This is a genomic window from Burkholderia singularis (assembly GCF_900176645.1).
Classification (GTDB): Bacteria; Pseudomonadota; Gammaproteobacteria; order Burkholderiales; family Burkholderiaceae; genus Burkholderia; species Burkholderia singularis.
On record NZ_FXAN01000034.1, the window covers coordinates 56,000 to 72,645 of the forward strand.

Sequence of the window (16,646 nt, forward strand, 5' to 3'; positions counted from 1 at the left end):
TGGTATCCGGATGAAGCGAACCGCTGTGCGTCAAGCAAAAAATGGTCATGCATGGGCGAGCGCGGCGAAAAACCGACATCGTCGAACCGCGATCGACACAGCCATGGACATCGCTCGTCAAACCTGTATATTCATACAGTCTGCAGCGATGGCGCAAAACGCGCCACCCATGCGAAAATCGCGTGCCGCGCGGCAGCCGCAAGCCTGCAGCCGCGCGAAAACAAGCCGATCGACACCGCCTGGACATCGCACGTGCCACGGAGAAGAGATAGTGAAACTGGTTGGATACGGATTGCTGCTGTTCACTTTCACGTCCTCGACGTTCGCGGGCGAGCACTATGTCGAGATCTGGAACCCGCCCGAAGCGCGTGCGGGCGTAACGCACCATGAGCCCGCCGCCCCCGCTGCGCAGAAGCCCGCCGTGAAGCGCAAGCGCGCCGCACCGCATGTCGTCGACGCGCATATCCGCCGCCCCTCGGTGCCGACGGTCGCGCGGATCGCGCCTAAACCGCGTGGGCTCGACGGCGCGTCGCCGCGCGCGACGCCCGCGCCTTCGTCCCCCGAAATTCCGCGTTTATTCACGCCGGATGGCAACGTCCTGCGGGTCGGCGCCCGCGGCTATCGCGCAGGCGTGGTGCGCTGAGCGCACACTCGCGCATCGCATCGCGCATATTGCTGCGCGCGCATCCGTGCTGCCGCGCTTTGATGCGCCGTCTCGACGCGCTCGCGTGAAAATCCCGCCCGCGTCGCAATTGCCGCTATAAAACACCGCAAACGCGTCGCCGCAAACAAAAACAGCCGGTTCGAACGAACCGGCTGCCAAACCGTCGAGCCGCCAGCACACGACTCACGCAGCACGCTGGCAAGCTCCGCGCATCAGAAACGGTGAATCAGGCCGACCCCCAGGCCCACCTGGCTGCGCGACGTCGCCGGAGACGAATTGAAGCCGTCGCCGATCGATGCGGTCGCGTTGATGATCTTGCCGTTGGCCAGCGTCTTGCCGCTTGCGCGCTGATAGGCCTCGAGCGCGTAGAGGGCCGTGCGCTTGGACAAGCTGTAGTACTGCGACAGCGTGAACTGGTGATATTGCGCGGCGCTCGTGATGCCGTTCGACTGAGTCGCCCGCGTGTAGCTGTAGCCGCCCGCGAAATCCCAGGTTGCAGAAGGCTTGAAGTGCAGCACCGCGCCGGCGGTATTGAAGATCGCCGTGTTACGGAACCCCGATTTCACACCGGGGATATATTGGACGTTCGAGTACGACACCGATACGTCCCATGCCGACGAGAACTGGTAACCCGCCGTCACGGCCACACGCTGCTGTGCCTGCGCGGTCTTGTAGCCGTTGTTGATCGCCGACACGGCCGCCTGCGCGCCGCCGTTCGACGTCGTCGAATACGGGCCCCAATCGCCGCCGCCCGACGTCGAGTTGTTCACCCGCTGGAACGCCGCGGCGATGCCGACCGGCCCGTTCAGGTACTGGATGCCCGCGCTCCACGTCGAGCCGGCGTTCACGCTGCCCGGCTCGCCGCCAAACGCATACGAGCCGCCGACCTTGAAGCCGTAGAACGTCGGCGACATATAAACGAGCGAGTTGTTCGCGCGGTAGCTGGTGTCGAGCGAATCGATATCGCCCGGATGCGCGCCGAAATAGCCGGTAAGCCAGTTCGTCGGACTGTACGGCGACAGCAGCGTGTAGTACGCGGTGTACTGGCGGCCGGCCGTCAGCGTACCGTAGGTCGGGTTGGTCAAGCCGACCCAGGCTTGGCGCGTGAAAATCCCGCCTGCGAATTGCGACGTGCCGTTAGCGGTATTGAAGCCTGCCTCGAGCTGGAAGATCGCCTTCGAGCCGCCGCCCAGATCCTCACTGCCCTTCAGGCCGAAGCGGCTGCCCGCCCATACGCCCGTCGACATCTTGACGGCCGAGCGGCCCCCCGTCGTCGAGCCAAGCGAGCCGCTGCTGTTCTGATATGCAATACCGTTGTCGACGATGCCGTACAACGTCACGCTGCTCTGGGCATGCGCCGTGGCAACGGCCGCCAGTCCGACGGTCGTCATCGCGACCGCTACACGCTTTTTCATTGAATCCCCATCCTCAAGAAATTTTTCTCGTATGACGCCGGGCACTCATGGCTTGCCCATGCGGCCGCCATTCTCACCGATTCATTTTTTCTGTAAAACGGAGAATAAAAAGGCGTCGGGTCCGCGCAACGCGGGAATTCATTAACCAGTTAGTTTTTATGCCGGCCCAGCAAGGATTTCACGGCACCCGCGCCTTTTTTTGGAACCGGTTCCTGTTAAACCGGGATTTACCCGGATTTACATTCAAACAATCCCTCCACAGGCCTTCCAGAATGCTTTCGCACAACAGTGCGATACCCGGCGCGTCATCCCAAGCGGCTCGCCGCAGGCGTCGAAGCGATACGAGCCTTCGCGGCTGGGCAAACCATTAAACACGGATTGCCGATCGAAATGCACCCGCAGCGCCATGGGCGCGAGCGGATCGTATCGATCGAAAGTTGGCAGCCGCCCGTGCGTGGTGCCGGTCGATTCCGTCATGTCGGCCTAAAGGCATGATGATGAAACTAGTTTACTTTCGAAACCGAACATAAAAAGTTACAGTTTACGCGTTGTCATTGCCAATCCGCCTATCAATGGAGATTCTCATGGCTCAACCCGTAGTGCTCATCACCGGCGCATTGACCGGCATCGGCCGCGCGGCCGCTCTCGCATTCGCCCGCGAATCCAGCAGCATCGTCGTCAGCGGACGCCACGACGATAAAGGTCAAGCGCTCGTGCAAACGTTACGCGAGCTGGGCGCGCAAGCCGAATTCGTGCGCGCCGACGTGAGCGTCGAGGACGACGTGCGCCGCCTCGTCGAGCGCACGGTCGAACGCTTCGGCCGGTTGGACGTCGCCGTCAACAACGCGGGCACCGAAGGCATGGTCGCGCCCATCGTCGAGCAAACCGTCGACAACTACAACAACACGCTGGGCGCATCCGCGCTCGGCACGCTGCTGTCTCTCAAATACGAGCTGCGCGTGATGCTCGCGCAACGCGGCGGCTCGATCATCAATTTGTCGTCGATCGCCGGGCGGGTGGGCTTCGCTGGCGCGTCGGTGTACGTCGCGAGCAAGCATGCGGTCGAAGGGCTCACGAAGAGCGCCGCGCTCGAAGGCGCGCAAGCGGGCGTGCGCGTCAACGCCGTCGCGCCGGGCCCCATCCAGACGGAAATGCTCGAGCGCTTCTCCGGGAGAAACGCCGATGCGAAAGCGAGCTTCCTGTCGGCCGTGCCCGCGAAGCGGGCCGGCACGATCGACGAGGTCGTCGAAACCATCCTGTTCCTCGCGAGTGACCGCGCGCGTTATTTGACCGGGCAAAGCATCGTCGTCGACGGCGGATATACCGCGCAATAAACCGGCTTGGCCGAACGAAATTCGGCACCGCGGTGCCCGTGCCGATTGCCGGCGCGGACGCGGACGCGCGATGCTCGTCTAAAACGCGATCGCCGGATTTCCGATCGGCAATGCGGCAGCCGCCCGGGCCTTGAGACAAACCACGAAAGTCCGCAGCGGGAAGGCAGTGCAGCCGTTCAGCCAATACAATATCCGCCATTACGCCGGTTACGACCGAGCCCGCCCACTCCGCTCACTTTCTCCGCCCCATGCCAGTCATCAGCGATCTTCTCGTCTATCCGATCAAATCCTGCCGCGGCATCGCCGTCACGCATGCGCGCCTGCTCGACACCGGCCTCGAATACGATCGAAACTGGATGGTGACGGACCCGACAGGCGCAATGCTCACGCAGCGCACTCACCCGAAGCTCGCGCTCGTGCACACCGCGATCGGAGGGCACGATCTCGTGCTCTGCGCGCCGGGAATGCCCGAACTGCGTACACCGCTCGCCGTTGCGGCGCTCCAGCCGCACGCCACGGCAATCGTGGCGACGGTTTGGCGCGATACCGTCCATGCGCTCGACACCGGCGAGCATACCGCTCGCTGGTTCACCGAATTCCTGCAAACCCCCGCGCGCCTCGTGCGCTTCGCACCTGGCACGCGCCGCGTAGTCGATTCGAAATGGACGGGGGAACGAGTAGCGCATACGCATTTCGCGGACGGCTTCCCGCTGCTCGTCATCGGCCAAGCATCGCTCGACGAACTGAACAAGCGCCTGCGCGACAAGGGCGCGCCCGAAGTACCGATGGACCGCTTCCGGCCGAACCTCGTGCTGACAGGGCTCGACGCCCATGAAGAAGACTATGTCGATTCGCTCGACGTGGAGACCGAAAGCGCCCGCGTGCGCATCAATCTTGTGAAGCTATGCACACGCTGCCCGGTGCCGACGATCGACCAGCGCACCGGTATGCCGGCCCCCGAGTGGCCGCACGAACCGCTCGACACGATGAGCGCTTATCGCAGCAATGCCCAGCTCAACGGCGCGCTCACGTTCGGCAAGAACGGCATCGTCGTCAACGGCACCGGTGCATCGCTCGCACTCGGGCAGGCAGTCGAAGCGGAAATCGGCTTCGGCGATTGAGCAAGCCGACTTGATTGAGTTTGGCCTGATGCCAGCGGCTGCGCGCGCGGCGGACTGCGCACGCGCGCTTGCTCAATGCTCCGATTCGACAATCAGTACGTCGCCGCGCCGCCCGCCGGCGCGCGCTCGTGCACCCCGCGGCCAAAGTGCGCGGCAAGCTGTTCGGCACCGCGTGCGAGTAACGTCGTATCGACGCCAACCGCCACGAATGTCGCGCCCGCATCGAGATAGCGGCGCGCGGCGGCCGGATCGGCGGAAAGAATGCCGGCCGCCTTGCCTGTCGCGACGATCGCCGCGATCGCGCGATCGATCGCCGCTTGCACGTCCGGATGCCCGGGGTTGCCGAGATGCCCGAGGTCGGCAGCCAGATCGGCCGGGCCGATGAACACGCCGTCGACGCCTTCGACGCGCGCGATCGCATCGATCGCGTCCACCGCCGCGCGCGTCTCGGCTTGCACGAGCAGCGCGATCTCATCGTTCGCGCGCTGCAAATAGTCGTCGATGCGATTCCAGCGCGACGCGCGCGCCAGCGCGCTGCCCACGCCGCGCACGCCGCGCGGCGGATAACGGGTGGCCGCAACAGCCGCGCTCGCTTCTGCGGCGCTCTGCACCATCGGCACGAGCAGCGTCTGCGCGCCGAGATCCAACACCTGCTTGATGACGACCGCGTCGTTCCATGGCACGCGCACGACGGGATGCGACGGATACGGCGCAATCGCCTGCAATTGTGCAAGTATCGTCGGCACCGTGTTCGGCGCGTGCTCACCGTCGATCAGCAGCCAATCAAATCCGGCGCCCGCGACAAGCTCCGCGCTATAGGGATTCGCAAGCCCGAGCCATAGCCCGATCTGCGCGGTGCCGCGTGCGAGCGCCGCCTTGAACGAATTATCAGGTGTACACATCATCATCACGCTCATCACTCGAAATGACAATGAACCGCACCGAGCGGGCCATAATCGACACTGAACGTATCGCCGCTTTTCGCCGCGCACGGCCGCGTAAACGAACCGCCCAGAATGATCTCGCCGGCACCGAGCGTTACGCCGAAGCGCGCCAGCCGATTCGCGAGCCATACGACGCCATTTGCCGGATGATTCAGCACGCCGGCCGCGACGCCCGTTTCCTCGACCACCCCGTTGCGCGACATGATCGCCGCGACCCAACGCAAGTCGATGTCCGTAGGCCGCACTGGCCGGCCGCCGATCACCACGCCCGCGTTCGCCGCGTTGTCAGCGATCGTGTCGAACACCTTGCGCGGGCGCATGGTATCCGGGTCGATCGACTGGCTGCGTGCGTCGATGATCTCAAGCGCGGGCACTACATAATCGACGGCATCGTAGACGTCCAGCAGCGTGCAGCCCGGCCCGCTCAGCGGCTTGCCGAGCACGAACGCGAGTTCCACCTCGACACGCGGCACGATGAAGCGCTGCGTTGGAATCGTCGCGCCGTCGTCGAAAAACATATCGTCGAGGAGCGTGCCGAAATCCGGCTCGTCGATCTGCGACGACGCCTGCATCGCCTTCGACGTCAAGCCGATCTTATGCCCTTTCAGAACGCGGCCCTCGGCGAGCTTGATGTCGACCCACGTGCGTTGAATCGCATATGCGTCGTCGATCGTGATATCCGGATGATCGAGCGAAATCTGGCGGATTTGCTTGCGCTCGCGCTCCGCCGTGTGCAACTTGCGCGCGAGAAGATCGATGGTAGTTAAATCCAGCATGGTCGTCATGATCGCCGATCACCGTCACGCATCGCGCTTATAGCGCGCATGAATGTTGTTGTGCTTGTAGGTGCCCGCTTCGCTGAACTCGTTCACCTCCATCGACAACGCCAGCGGGCGGCTTGCGTACAGCTGCACAAAATGGGCCTTGATTGCGTCGAACAACGCGTCGCAAACCCGTTTCTTCGTCGCCTCATCGCGACCCGAGCCGAATTTGAACGTCACATGGACGAACGCGTCGTCGGCAGTGCCGTCGGCGATGCAGTAATCCTGCAACTCGATCGCGCGCGAACGGATACCGCCGATCGGGAACACGCCGTCCTGCGCGATCAGCGTATCGTTGATCGTCTTGAGCAGCACCGGAACCCGGGCGGCTTCGCGGATATTCGCGGTGTATTCGACGATGATGTGCGGCATGGAAATTCTCCGTATTCCGAACGGTTTTTCGTTGTAGAGGCGGGAGCGCGGCCCGTGTCACGGCAGCGGGAAAATCGCGTTGATCTGGCCCGTGCCGGAGCTTGCGAAATAATCGGTGACGGTTTCGATCGGTTTGTCGTAACGATCCCAGCCAAGCAAACCGAGCAGCATCGCGGTATCGTGCATGCCGCCCTCGCCGTGGCAGTGTTCGTTGTATTCGGGCAGCATCTTGCAGAACGTGGCGAAATCGCCCTGCTTCCACAGCTCGACCACGCGCAGATCGACCTGCCGGAAAAACTCCCGGCTGATTTCGTGAATCGAATCTTCCGGGCTGCCGTTGTCGTTGAACCGATGCGACAGCGAGCCGCTTGCGAAGAACGCGACATTCGCATCGCTGGCTTCGATCGCCTCCTTCAGTGCCATGCCGAAACGGCGACTCTCGTCGAGCGAGTGCCACATGCACCAGCCAGCGATCGACACAACCTTGAAATACTGGTCGGCGTTCATGTAGCGCATCGGCACGAGCGTGCCGTATTCGAGTTCGAGACTATCGATTTCATGCGCGCGCGTGTGAATCCCATGCGCGTTCGCGACCTCTGCGATCAGATGCCCGAGCGCCGGATTGCCCGGATACGCATAACGCATGTCACGAATGAAGTGCGGCAGTTCGTTGCTCGTGTAAATGCCCGAGAAAGACTGGTTACAGTTGACGTGATAGCCGGCATTGACCAGCCAATGCGTGTCGGCGACGACGATCGTATCGACGCCGAGCGCGCGGCAGCGCTCGCCAATCACCTGATGCCCGCGAATCGCCTCCGCACGGCAGCCATGATGCTTACCCGGCAGCTCGGACAAATACATCGACGGCACGTGAGTGATCTTCGCGGCAAGAGACAACTTTCCCATCGTGAGTCTCCAGCCGCACGTCGGCGCTTCCCGCACCGGCGCGCGGCGTATCTTGATCGCCGGGCGTCACACGCCCCAACGGGGAATGTGATGACTACCCATCGAAATGCAGACATTCTTGATTTCGGCAAACACTTCGAAGCTGTATTCGCCGCCTTCTCGGCCGATGCCCGACTCCTTCACGCCGCCGAATGGCTGGCGCAGATCGCGAACGTTCTGGCTGTTGACGAACACCATCCCCGCCTCGATCCCACGCGCGAGCCGATGCACACGGCTGACGTCCTGCGTCCACAGATACGAAGCAAGGCCGTAATTCGTATCGTTCGCCAAACGCAACCCATCCTCGTCATTATCGAACGGAATCAGGCAGGCGACCGGCCCGAAGATCTCCTCCTGCGCGATACGCATCCGGTTGTCGACATCGGCGAACACGGTCGGCCGAACGAAATTTCCATTCGTCAAATGCTCGGGCAAATGCTCGGGCTTGTCCGCGCCACCCGCGACGAGACGCGCGCCCTCCTCTTCGCCAAGCCGGATGTAGCCCGTCACCTTTTCCCAGTGCGCACGCGTGATCATCGAGCCGAGCTGCGTGCGCTCGTCGGCGGGATCGCCGACGAGCAGGTTACTCGCGCGACGCGCGAATTCGGCAACGAACTTATCGTAAATCGTTCGCTGTACGAAAATCCGCGATCCCGCCGTGCAACGCTCGCCGTTGATCGAAAATATCGTGAACAGCGATGCGTCGAGCGCACGGTCGAAATCGGCATCGTCAAAAATCAGCACGGGCGACTTGCCGCCGAGTTCCATCGAATATTTCTTCAATCCCGCGTTCGCCATAATCCGCTTGCCGGTGACGGTTCCGCCGGTAAACGAAATCGCACGCACGTCCGGGTGCTTGACGAGCGCGTCGCCCGCTGTCGCGCCGTAACCCTGCACGACGTTCAGCACGCCCGGCGGAATGCCGGCTTCGAGCGCCAGACGCCCGAGCTGGTCCGCGGTCAACGGCGAAAGCTCCGACATCTTTAGTACTGCGGTATTGCCGAGCGCGAGACAAGGCGCGGTCTTCCACGTCGCCGTCATGAACGGCACGTTCCAAGGCGAGATCAGCGCACACACGCCAACGGGCCGATACAGCGTGTAATTCAGCATCTGGTCGTCGACCGGATAACTGCGGCCGTTCATCTGCGCACACACTTCGGCGAAAAAATGGAAATTCTCCGACGCACGCGGAATCAACTGCTTCTTCGCCTGCGAGATCGGCAGCCCCGTATCCTGTGTTTCCAATTCGGCAAGCGGCGCAACGTTGCGCTCGATCAACTCGCCGAGCCGGCGCATCAGCTTCGCGCGCTCCTTGACCGGCGTGTTCGCCCACTTCGGAAACGCCTCCTTCGCGGCACGCACAGCCGCATCGATTTCCTGCGCGCCGCCCGATGCGACATCGGCAATCGGCTCGCCCGTGGCCGGGTTAAACGTTGTAAACGTCTCGCGGCTTTCCACTTCTTTGCCGTCGATCCAATGCTTGATGAAGGTCATGCATCTCTCCTGGTGCGGCGGCGTCAGCCCGCACGGTAATAATCGTCCTCGCTCACGATCGTATTGACGAGCCGGCCGACGCCTTCGATCTCGGTCACGACCTCGTCGCCCAGCTTCGTATCGGCAAGCCCTTGCGGCGTGCCAGTCAGGATCAGGTCGCCAGGCGCGAGCGTCAGAAAGCCGCTTAGGTATTCGACTAATGATGCGACGTCGAAAATCATGTCCCGCGTGTTGCCGCGCTGCGTTTCATGGCCATTGACCGTCGTGCGCAGCGTAAGATTCGACGGATCGCCGATCTCGTCGCGGCTCACCAGCCACGGCCCGAGCGGCGTGCAGGTGTCGCGATTTTTCACGCGCAGGTTCGGCCGATAGTAATTCTCAAGATAATCACGAATTGCGTAATCGTTCGCAACCATATAGCCGAGCACGTAATCGAGCGCCTGCGCGCGCTTCACGTTGCGCGCGGCGCGACCGATCACCACCGCAAGCTCGCACTCGTAATGCATGTGCGTCGCATCGGCGGGACGCACTGTCCGCGCGCGATGACCGACAAACGTGTTAGGTCCTTTCAGGAAGACAAGCGGCTCACTTGGCGCGTTGAACGCGAGTTCCTTCGCGTGATCGGCATAGTTCAGCCCAAGCGCGAACGTTGTGCGCGGCACCAGCGGCGGCAACCATGCGACGTCCGTCTCGTCAAGCACGCGACCGATATCGAGCCTTACGCGCCCTTCGCCTGCCGGCTCGGCCGTATGCAACGCGCCATTGAACACCACGCGCGCGGTTTTCATATCGTATCCTCCGCAATCAGCGAGTGGCGCAGCACGCCCAGGCCCGGCGCGGCGATTTCGATCGCGCTGCCGGCCGGTGCGCGCGGCGCGTTCGGCCCGACGCCGACCAGCAGCACATCGCCCGCGTCGAACGACATGAACGACGACACCTCGGCGATCAATTGCGCCACCGGCCGGACCAGGTTCGCGGTGCTCGCGGTATAGCGCGGCACGCCGTCGATGCGCACGGTCACTTCGAGCCTGTCCGGATCGGCAATGCTTGCGCGCGCAACGATTGCCGGGCCGAGCGGGCAAAACCCGTCGCGACATTTGAAGCGCACTGCAGGCCGGTAGTAATCGGGAGACGGTACCGATACATCGCTCACGAGCGTGTAGCCGAGCACATAATCGAGTGCTCGCTCGCACGGTACCCGGGTAGCGCGGCGCGCGAACACGACGCCGAGCGTCGCGCCGATTTCGAGCGCATCGATGCCCGCCGGCACCACAACGGCCGCGCGGTCGGCCGCATGGGTGTTCGCGGGTTTCACATACAGCACGGGCGCGGCCGGCGGCTTGCCGTAGGGCGGCGCATGCACCGCGTCGCCCAACGCGGCGAGCGCGCCGCGATCGTTCAGCAACGCGCCGTACACGGTGCCCACGCGGACCGCCTCCGCCGCTTCGCCATCGACGATAAAAGGCAACTCCATCCGTTCCTTCCTTTGCCGCGTCGCGCGGCCAAACCTAATTTGTTAATATATTAATTAACTGCCAGCCAACATACAACCACAATAACCCTAATTGGTCGCCTCGGCGATTTCGTCCTGCTAAGATTGTCGGATCAATCGCTTTCCGGATACTTCATGAATCGAACGGTCGATCACCGCAATCTGGCCATGCTGCTGCTCGAAGCTCGTGAAACGCTGATGGGACGGTTCCGGCCGATTCTCAAAGAATTCGCGTTGACGGAGCAGCAATGGCGGATCATCCGCTTGCTGGACGGGGCTCCGAACCAGGAACTCGACGCCGGGCAGATCGCGAAGCGCTGCAGCATTTTAAGCCCGAGCCTCACGGGCGTACTCGAAAGAATGGAGCGCGACGGCCTGATTCGCCGGATGCGCGCGCCCGAGGATCAGCGTCGACTGATGGTCAGCTTGACCCTGCAAAGCCGCCAGCTCGTCAAACAGATCGGCCCGCGCATCGATGAACAATACCGGCTCATCGAAGAACGTTTCGGGGTCGATGCATTAAGCGAAATGTATGCGGCACTCGACAAATTAATCGAGGTCGGCGGCCTGCAATAACCGGCGGCCGCCGTCACGCACGCCGTCAGCGGCCCGTTCTCGGCATCTGCGCGAACACGTCGATGCCGCGCGACGTGCGCATGCACTCGTGTATGTAATCGACGAACGGCAGCGGCTCGAAGTCGATCTCCGCACGGATGCGCGCGTTGTCGAACACGCAGTCGAGATCGGCAAACGCCGCGTAGGACAGCAAGGCCCGCTCGATCACCCGCTCGCGCACCGGATCGCGGCGGCCGAGCACGTCGCGCGCGATCGCACAAAGCTCGGCATCCGAGCACAGTGCGTAACGCGATTGGCCCTCGATGCCGGCCGCTTCATCCATCGCCCGCACGATCTGCGTGACGCTCGGCGCTTCATCGCCTGCCGAGACATGATAAGCGTCGTAAGCAAGCGCCGGTTTCAGCGCAAGCAGCATCAGCGCGCGTGCGCAGTCGTCGACCGCGATGACGTCGACGCGCGTCATCGGCCGCGCGGTGAAGCGGCGCACCGCGTGTACGATCCGGAACATCCAGAACGTGCTGGCCGACGGCCGCGTGCCAAGCAGCGTATGACCGACGACACAGGAAGGCCGCGCGACGACGAGCGGCAGCCCCAGCGCGCGCAAGCCCGTTTCCGCATCGCGCTTGCCGCGCGCATATGGCATCGCGCCGATATCTCGATCGCGCGATGCAAAAGCGGCGGCGTCCTCACGAATCGCGCCGCGCTCGCGCGCGCCGGTTGCGAACGCCGCGCCCACATGCACGAAGCGCTTCAGCCGCCGGCTGCCGACGAAACGGCTCGCGAAGCGCAACGTTGCGTCGCGGTTCGTCGCATTGACGACGGGCGCTGCGGAGAACGACGCAATCCCCGCGCAATGAATCACGTGCGACGCCGCCGACAAACGCGCCGCGTCGGCATCGTCGAACTCGCCTTCGAGTGCGCCCACGATCACGTTCGCCTCGGTCAGGCGCTCGGCCCAGTATGGCGCGAGGCCGCTTCTGAGTGCCGCCGCGCGCAGCCGCGTCAGCGCATGTGCACGATTGCAGGCGCGAACCACGCAGACCACCCGGTCGATCAACCCGGCATTGATCAGCGAAACCAGCACCGAGCCGCCGATGAACCCTGTCGCTCCCGTCAGCACGAGACGCTCGACGTGCGCGGCCGCGGCAGGCACGCTCGCCGGCGACATGAGGCCGGTCTGCCAAGTAAACGATAAGGCCCGTTTCCAGATCAACACGATAGTCTCCGTTTTTCCGCGAATTCAGCATCAAAAGCGATAACTCACCGACGACAGTCCGAAGTAATTGCTCTTGGCCTGCACGATCGGGCTGTTGCCGTAGCTGCCCAGCAGACGCGACACGCCGAGCGTCGTCTCCACCGACCAATGACGCGAGAATGTGTAGGTCCAGGCGAGCGCCATCGACGCACTGTCGATACCGCCTTTCGTCGAGTACGGCCGAAAGCGGCTGGCCGCCGACTGCGCGTCGGTCACGCCATAAAACGTCTGCATATAGCGGCCGGAGCCCGCGTGCACGGACCCGGTCACGACGACTGCGTGACGCCCGGCGCTAAATACCGGCACGGCGAGATCGACATGCCCGGACAAGCCGCGCGCCGTATGGGTGACCGGCGTATCGAGCGTCACGCTCAACACGCTGTTGCCATACAATTTCACGCCCGCCTGCACCGCGATGATCACCGAGCCCGGTACGCTTCCCATGCCCTTCAGATAGTCCGATCCCGAGCGGCCGAAGCGGTTTTCGTCGATGCGCCCCCCGTCATAGCTGAGCGCCGCGGCAACAAACGTGTCGCCCGGCAGATTTAACCTGTAGCCGACGCCGTCGAGCGGGCCGATGAACCAGCCGTTGTCGAACGTCGCGGAAAACGACGGTGCGAACACGCCGCGGTATTGATTGCTGCCCGCATAGCGCGGCGCAAAACCGCCGCCGAGCGAAACCGTATAGACATTCTCCGCATGAGAAGCCGCAGCGGTTATCAAGCCGACGAGCGGCACGCAATACTGGAAAGACCGTAGAGGATGAAGGGGCAGGCGCACGATATTGGCACGAGAGTCAAGAAGCTCGCAGTCTATGAGCATGCGTCTGACGATTCTGTCCCGAATGTTTCGGGAATATGTGCGTATTTGTGTTCGATTGTCGGTAATTGTGACGCCCTCGCTGCAGGGATATACACACGGCTAGAATTCGCGGGTCCCGCATATGCCGGCCGGGCGCATGCGGCGCAAATATAACGAGGAGATCATGAAAGACGTGCCGCTCAGATATCGCGTGCTGTTGGTCGAAGACGATGACAGGCTCGCGCAACTGATCCGCGAATACCTTGACAGCTACGAGTTCTCCGTGACAATCGTCCGGCGCGGCGATCTCGCCGTTGCCGCCGCGCGCGAGCATCAGCCCGCGCTCGTGATTCTCGATTTGATGCTGCCGCATCTCGATGGGATGGAAGTGTGCCGTCGCATCCGCGCGTTCTCGAACGTGCCGGTGCTGATCCTGACCGCGCGCGCGGATGCATATGATCAGATCGCTGGCCTCGAAACCGGCGCCGACGACTACGTGACGAAACCGATCGAACCACGCGTGCTCGTCGCACGCGCCCGCGCGCTGCTGCGCCGCGCGCAGCCCGGCCCCGTCGCCGACGTGCAGACGAGCCAGACGCTATCGTTCGGTCAGCTTACCATCTCTCCGCCGAACCGCACTGTCGCGTGGCGCGGCGAACTCGTCGATCTGAAAACGGCCGAATTCAACTTGCTGCTGATCCTCGCGCGCGCGGCAGGCACCGTGCTTAGCCGCGACGATATCCTGAAGCAATTGCGCGGCATCGAGTTCGACGGCCTCGACCGCTCGGTCGACTCAGGCATCTCGAAGCTAAGGCGCCGCTTCGAGGACGATTCGTCCGAACCGCATCGGATCAAGACGATCTGGGGACGCGGCTACCTGTTCAGCCCGTCGGCATGGGACGATTGAATGCTGCGCTCGCTGATCAAACTGTACCTGTTCGTGATCGCATGCTTCGCCGCATCGGTCGTGTTCATCAACACGTCTTTCGACCGCTTCTTCTATGAGCGGCTCGCAACCGCGCAACGCGCGTCGCTGACCACCTACGCGTTCGTGCTCAACGACTATCTCGAACGTCATCCGGGCGCGCAGCGCGAACTCGCACTGCGCGAGCTTGCATTGCACGGCAACGAAGGATTCAATTTCATTTCGATGGATGCCGCGCGTCGCGCGCTGCATGGCACGCCGCTGCACGACCTCGAGCGCGGCGACATCGCAATCAGCTATGACGGCAAGGATTACTACATGCCGCTCGCCGACGGCTCCGTATTGCATGCGCGGCCGGTCCAGCCGGCAAATCTCGACATCCAAATCTACGCATACCTGACCGTTTCGTTCGCGATGCTGCTCGCGATCGTGCTATGGGTGCACTACCACTGGCGCGACTTGCGCAAGCTGCAAGCGGCCGCGCGCACGTTCGGCCGAGGGCGGCTGGCGACGCGCGTACGCTTGTCGCGCAAATCGAACATCTACGAGCTGTCGCAGCAGTTCAACGACATGGCGCAACGTATCGAAACGTCGATTCAGCAGCAACGCGAGATGATGCACAGCATCTCGCATGAGCTGAAGACGCCGCTCGCAAGGCTCGAATTCGGCCTTGCACTGCTCGCTGAACCGGATGCGCCCGTCCGCATACGCGAGCGACAGGATGCGCTGCGCCGCGACGTGCGCGAATTGGACGATCTCGTCACCGAACTGCTGACGATCGGCCGGCTGGAACAACGCGAAGCGCATCTCGCGCTGATGCGGGTGACGGTGGCCGAGCTGATCGATAGCGTCGCGGCTAATGTCGCGAACGATATCGCCGATCGCCGGCTCACGTTCAATGTCTCGACGCACAGTGTGCGCGCGAGCCATATCTGCGATCCGAAGCTCGTCGCGCGTGCCCTGCTGAATTTGATCCGCAACGGCATGCGCTATGCGTCGACGACAATCTCGCTGAGCGCATCGCACAATGAAGCAGGGGCGCTCGTGCTGGCGGTTGAAGACGACGGTCCCGGCATCGCGCCCGCCGATCGCGACCGCGTGTTCGAGCCGTTCTGCCGGCTCGACTCAAGCCGAGACCGGCAGACGGGCGGATTCGGGCTTGGCCTGACGATCGTCCGGCACGTCGCGCTCGCCCACGGCGGCGAAGCACGGCTTGACGACGCGTCGACACGCGGCGCCCGCTTCGTCATCACGCTGCCGGTGCTCGAATTGCCGGCTCGCGGCCAAAACGCGCCGAGCATGGTGACGTGATGCGTGCGCAGTTGTCCGCAACCGGCCGGCGGCGGACAGCCGCGCTCACTGCGCTGGTGGGATCCACTTCGCCGTTGCCGCGTCACTGTCACGGAACGCTGGATATTTCGCGCTCAGTTCGCCGACTGTGCGGACACGATTACGAATCAGGTCGTCCCGCGTAATCAACGCCGGCTTCACGACAATATGCCGCCCGGGATCCTGCCCTGCGACGAGCAGCGCCGCTGCCCGCACCGACACCGCGCCGACCACGGCCGGATTGGTTGCGGCGGTCGCCACCCATGCGCTGCCCGGCGCACGGATCGCCTCGATATCGGCCGTGGAGATGTCCGCGCTGTAGATCTTCACTCGCGAGCCGAGCTTCGCTTCGTTCGCGGCAATCAGTGCGCCACGCGCAAACTCGTCATATGGGGCGAATACCACCCGGATATCCGGATGCGCACGATACGCGGCAGCCGCCTGGTTCGCGACCGACTGCGCAATCGGAGCATCGACCGTTCCCCAGCGCGCCTTCTCCTGGATGCCCGGCCGGGCACGCTTGAACTCACGCCAAACCGCATCGCGCCGGTCGAGCGGAGCGAAGCCCGCGACGTACACGTAACCCGCCGCAAATGACGGCCCATTGTCCTTTACCGCCTGCTCCAGCACAAGCGTCGCGATATCGCGGTCGCTCTGCTCGATCTGCGGCACTTTCGGATGATTCAGATCGACGTCGAACGCGACGACCTTTATGCCTTTGTCGAGCGCACGCTGAACGACGTCCGTCAGTGCTTCCGGCAGTCCATGATTGACGATGATCGCCGCGACGCCGAGGCTGATTGCCTGTTGAATCTGCTCGCGCTGCTCGGCCGCGTCCTGCCGGCCTTCGTAGATGCGCAGATCCACGCCGAGCGCCCTGGCTTGCCGCTGCGCGCCGGCCTCGTATGCTTGAAAGAAATCGCCCGTCGACAAGTAATTGACGAGCGCGATCTTCACGCCGGCCTTATCGAACGGCGGCGGCGCATCCTTAGGCGGCGCGGCGCATGCGCCCGAGACCGGCAATATCAAGGATAACGAAACGGCGCACGCGATCCGGCACAGCCCCCGCAGCGGCACACGCATGGCAACTCCTATCGGTATAAGCAGGTGGATGGGGCTCGCCTCGATTCGGCAAGCGAGCGATGCGTTAGTGCGCCG

At 63.2% G+C, this 16,646-nt stretch carries 18 protein-coding genes; 6 read left to right on the forward strand and 12 right to left on the reverse strand.

Annotation, left to right across the window (positions count from 1 at the left end):
- Window positions 1–271 precede the first annotated feature (271 nt).
- Window positions 272–643, forward strand: a complete 372-nt coding sequence (locus BSIN_RS04045) for a hypothetical protein (protein WP_256583608.1) — start codon at window positions 272–274, stop codon at window positions 641–643.
- 233 nt (window positions 644–876) lie between these two features.
- Here BSIN_RS04045 and BSIN_RS04050 read toward each other — a convergent pair whose 3' ends face one another.
- Together BSIN_RS04050 and BSIN_RS04055 are read right to left on the reverse strand one after the other, a co-directional pair.
- A complete protein-coding gene (locus BSIN_RS04050; protein WP_089339568.1) occupies window positions 877–2,079 on the reverse strand; it encodes a porin in 1,203 nt (400 codons plus the stop codon).
- Between the two features lie 243 nt (window positions 2,080–2,322).
- Window positions 2,323–2,556 carry a hypothetical protein gene (locus BSIN_RS04055; RefSeq protein WP_089339569.1) on the reverse strand — a complete coding sequence of 78 codons (234 nt, stop codon included), beginning with the start codon at window positions 2,554–2,556 and terminating at the stop codon, window positions 2,323–2,325.
- Between the two features lie 107 nt (window positions 2,557–2,663).
- On the opposite strand from BSIN_RS04055, the gene BSIN_RS04060 reads away from it, so the two are divergent.
- Both BSIN_RS04060 and BSIN_RS04065 read left to right on the forward strand, forming a co-directional pair.
- Window positions 2,664–3,413 (forward strand): SDR family NAD(P)-dependent oxidoreductase, encoded by a 750-nt coding sequence (locus BSIN_RS04060; protein WP_089339599.1) that lies wholly within the window; start codon window positions 2,664–2,666, stop codon window positions 3,411–3,413.
- Window positions 3,414–3,661: 248 nt separating this feature from the next.
- On the forward strand, window positions 3,662–4,534 hold the full coding sequence (locus BSIN_RS04065) for an MOSC domain-containing protein (RefSeq protein ID WP_089339570.1): 873 nt from the start codon (window positions 3,662–3,664) through the stop codon (window positions 4,532–4,534).
- 92 nt (window positions 4,535–4,626) lie between these two features.
- Here the strand turns inward: BSIN_RS04065 and hpaI are convergent, their stop codons facing one another.
- The 7 genes from hpaI to BSIN_RS04100 all read right to left on the reverse strand — a co-directional run bounded on the left by hpaI (window position 4,627) and on the right by BSIN_RS04100 (window position 10,584).
- A complete protein-coding gene (hpaI, locus tag BSIN_RS04070; protein WP_089339600.1) occupies window positions 4,627–5,436 on the reverse strand; it encodes a 4-hydroxy-2-oxoheptanedioate aldolase in 810 nt (269 codons plus the stop codon).
- A 14-nt stretch (window positions 5,437–5,450) separates the two neighbouring features.
- The gene (hpaH, locus tag BSIN_RS04075; protein WP_089339601.1) at window positions 5,451–6,254 is read right to left on the reverse strand and encodes a 2-oxo-hept-4-ene-1,7-dioate hydratase; all 804 of its coding nucleotides are present in this window, start codon (window positions 6,252–6,254) and stop codon (window positions 5,451–5,453) included.
- A gap of 24 nt (window positions 6,255–6,278) precedes the next feature.
- Complete coding sequence (locus BSIN_RS04080; RefSeq protein ID WP_089339571.1) at window positions 6,279–6,671, reverse strand: 5-carboxymethyl-2-hydroxymuconate Delta-isomerase; 393 nt, start codon at window positions 6,669–6,671, stop codon at window positions 6,279–6,281.
- A 57-nt stretch (window positions 6,672–6,728) separates the two neighbouring features.
- Window positions 6,729–7,577, reverse strand: a complete 849-nt coding sequence (gene hpaD, locus BSIN_RS04085) for a 3,4-dihydroxyphenylacetate 2,3-dioxygenase (RefSeq protein WP_089339572.1) — start codon at window positions 7,575–7,577, stop codon at window positions 6,729–6,731.
- Between the two features lie 66 nt (window positions 7,578–7,643).
- Window positions 7,644–9,110, reverse strand: coding sequence for a 5-carboxymethyl-2-hydroxymuconate semialdehyde dehydrogenase (hpaE, locus tag BSIN_RS04090; protein WP_089339573.1), 1,467 nt, complete (start codon window positions 9,108–9,110; stop codon window positions 7,644–7,646).
- A 23-nt stretch (window positions 9,111–9,133) separates the two neighbouring features.
- Window positions 9,134–9,898 carry a fumarylacetoacetate hydrolase family protein gene (locus BSIN_RS04095; RefSeq protein WP_089339574.1) on the reverse strand — a complete coding sequence of 255 codons (765 nt, stop codon included), beginning with the start codon at window positions 9,896–9,898 and terminating at the stop codon, window positions 9,134–9,136.
- Window positions 9,895–10,584, reverse strand: coding sequence for a fumarylacetoacetate hydrolase family protein (locus BSIN_RS04100; RefSeq protein ID WP_089339575.1), 690 nt, complete (start codon window positions 10,582–10,584; stop codon window positions 9,895–9,897). The genes BSIN_RS04095 and BSIN_RS04100 overlap by 4 nt, the downstream gene beginning before the upstream one ends.
- A 153-nt stretch (window positions 10,585–10,737) precedes the next feature.
- On the opposite strand from BSIN_RS04100, the gene hpaR reads away from it, so the two are divergent.
- Entirely contained in the window at window positions 10,738–11,178 is a 441-nt protein-coding gene (hpaR, locus tag BSIN_RS04105) for a homoprotocatechuate degradation operon regulator HpaR (protein WP_059572840.1), read from the forward strand.
- A gap of 25 nt (window positions 11,179–11,203) precedes the next feature.
- Here the strand turns inward: hpaR and BSIN_RS04110 are convergent, their stop codons facing one another.
- Window positions 11,204–12,394, reverse strand: coding sequence for an SDR family oxidoreductase (locus BSIN_RS04110; protein ID WP_089339576.1), 1,191 nt, complete (start codon window positions 12,392–12,394; stop codon window positions 11,204–11,206).
- Between the two features lie 30 nt (window positions 12,395–12,424).
- Window positions 12,425–13,171 carry a MipA/OmpV family protein gene (locus BSIN_RS04115; protein ID WP_173678625.1) on the reverse strand — a complete coding sequence of 249 codons (747 nt, stop codon included), beginning with the start codon at window positions 13,169–13,171 and terminating at the stop codon, window positions 12,425–12,427.
- 247 nt (window positions 13,172–13,418) lie between these two features.
- Here BSIN_RS04115 and BSIN_RS04120 point away from each other — a divergent pair, with 247 nt between their 5' ends.
- Both BSIN_RS04120 and BSIN_RS04125 read left to right on the forward strand, forming a co-directional pair.
- Window positions 13,419–14,141 (forward strand): response regulator, encoded by a 723-nt coding sequence (locus BSIN_RS04120; RefSeq protein ID WP_059515478.1) that lies wholly within the window; start codon window positions 13,419–13,421, stop codon window positions 14,139–14,141.
- Window positions 14,142–15,470: an ATP-binding protein gene (locus BSIN_RS04125; RefSeq protein WP_089339578.1), complete on the forward strand. Its 1,329-nt coding sequence runs from the start codon at window positions 14,142–14,144 to the stop codon at window positions 15,468–15,470.
- A gap of 45 nt (window positions 15,471–15,515) precedes the next feature.
- Here the strand turns inward: BSIN_RS04125 and BSIN_RS04130 are convergent, their stop codons facing one another.
- On the reverse strand, window positions 15,516–16,571 hold the full coding sequence (locus tag BSIN_RS04130) for a substrate-binding domain-containing protein (RefSeq protein ID WP_089339579.1): 1,056 nt from the start codon (window positions 16,569–16,571) through the stop codon (window positions 15,516–15,518).
- Window positions 16,572–16,646: the final 75 nt, after the last annotated feature.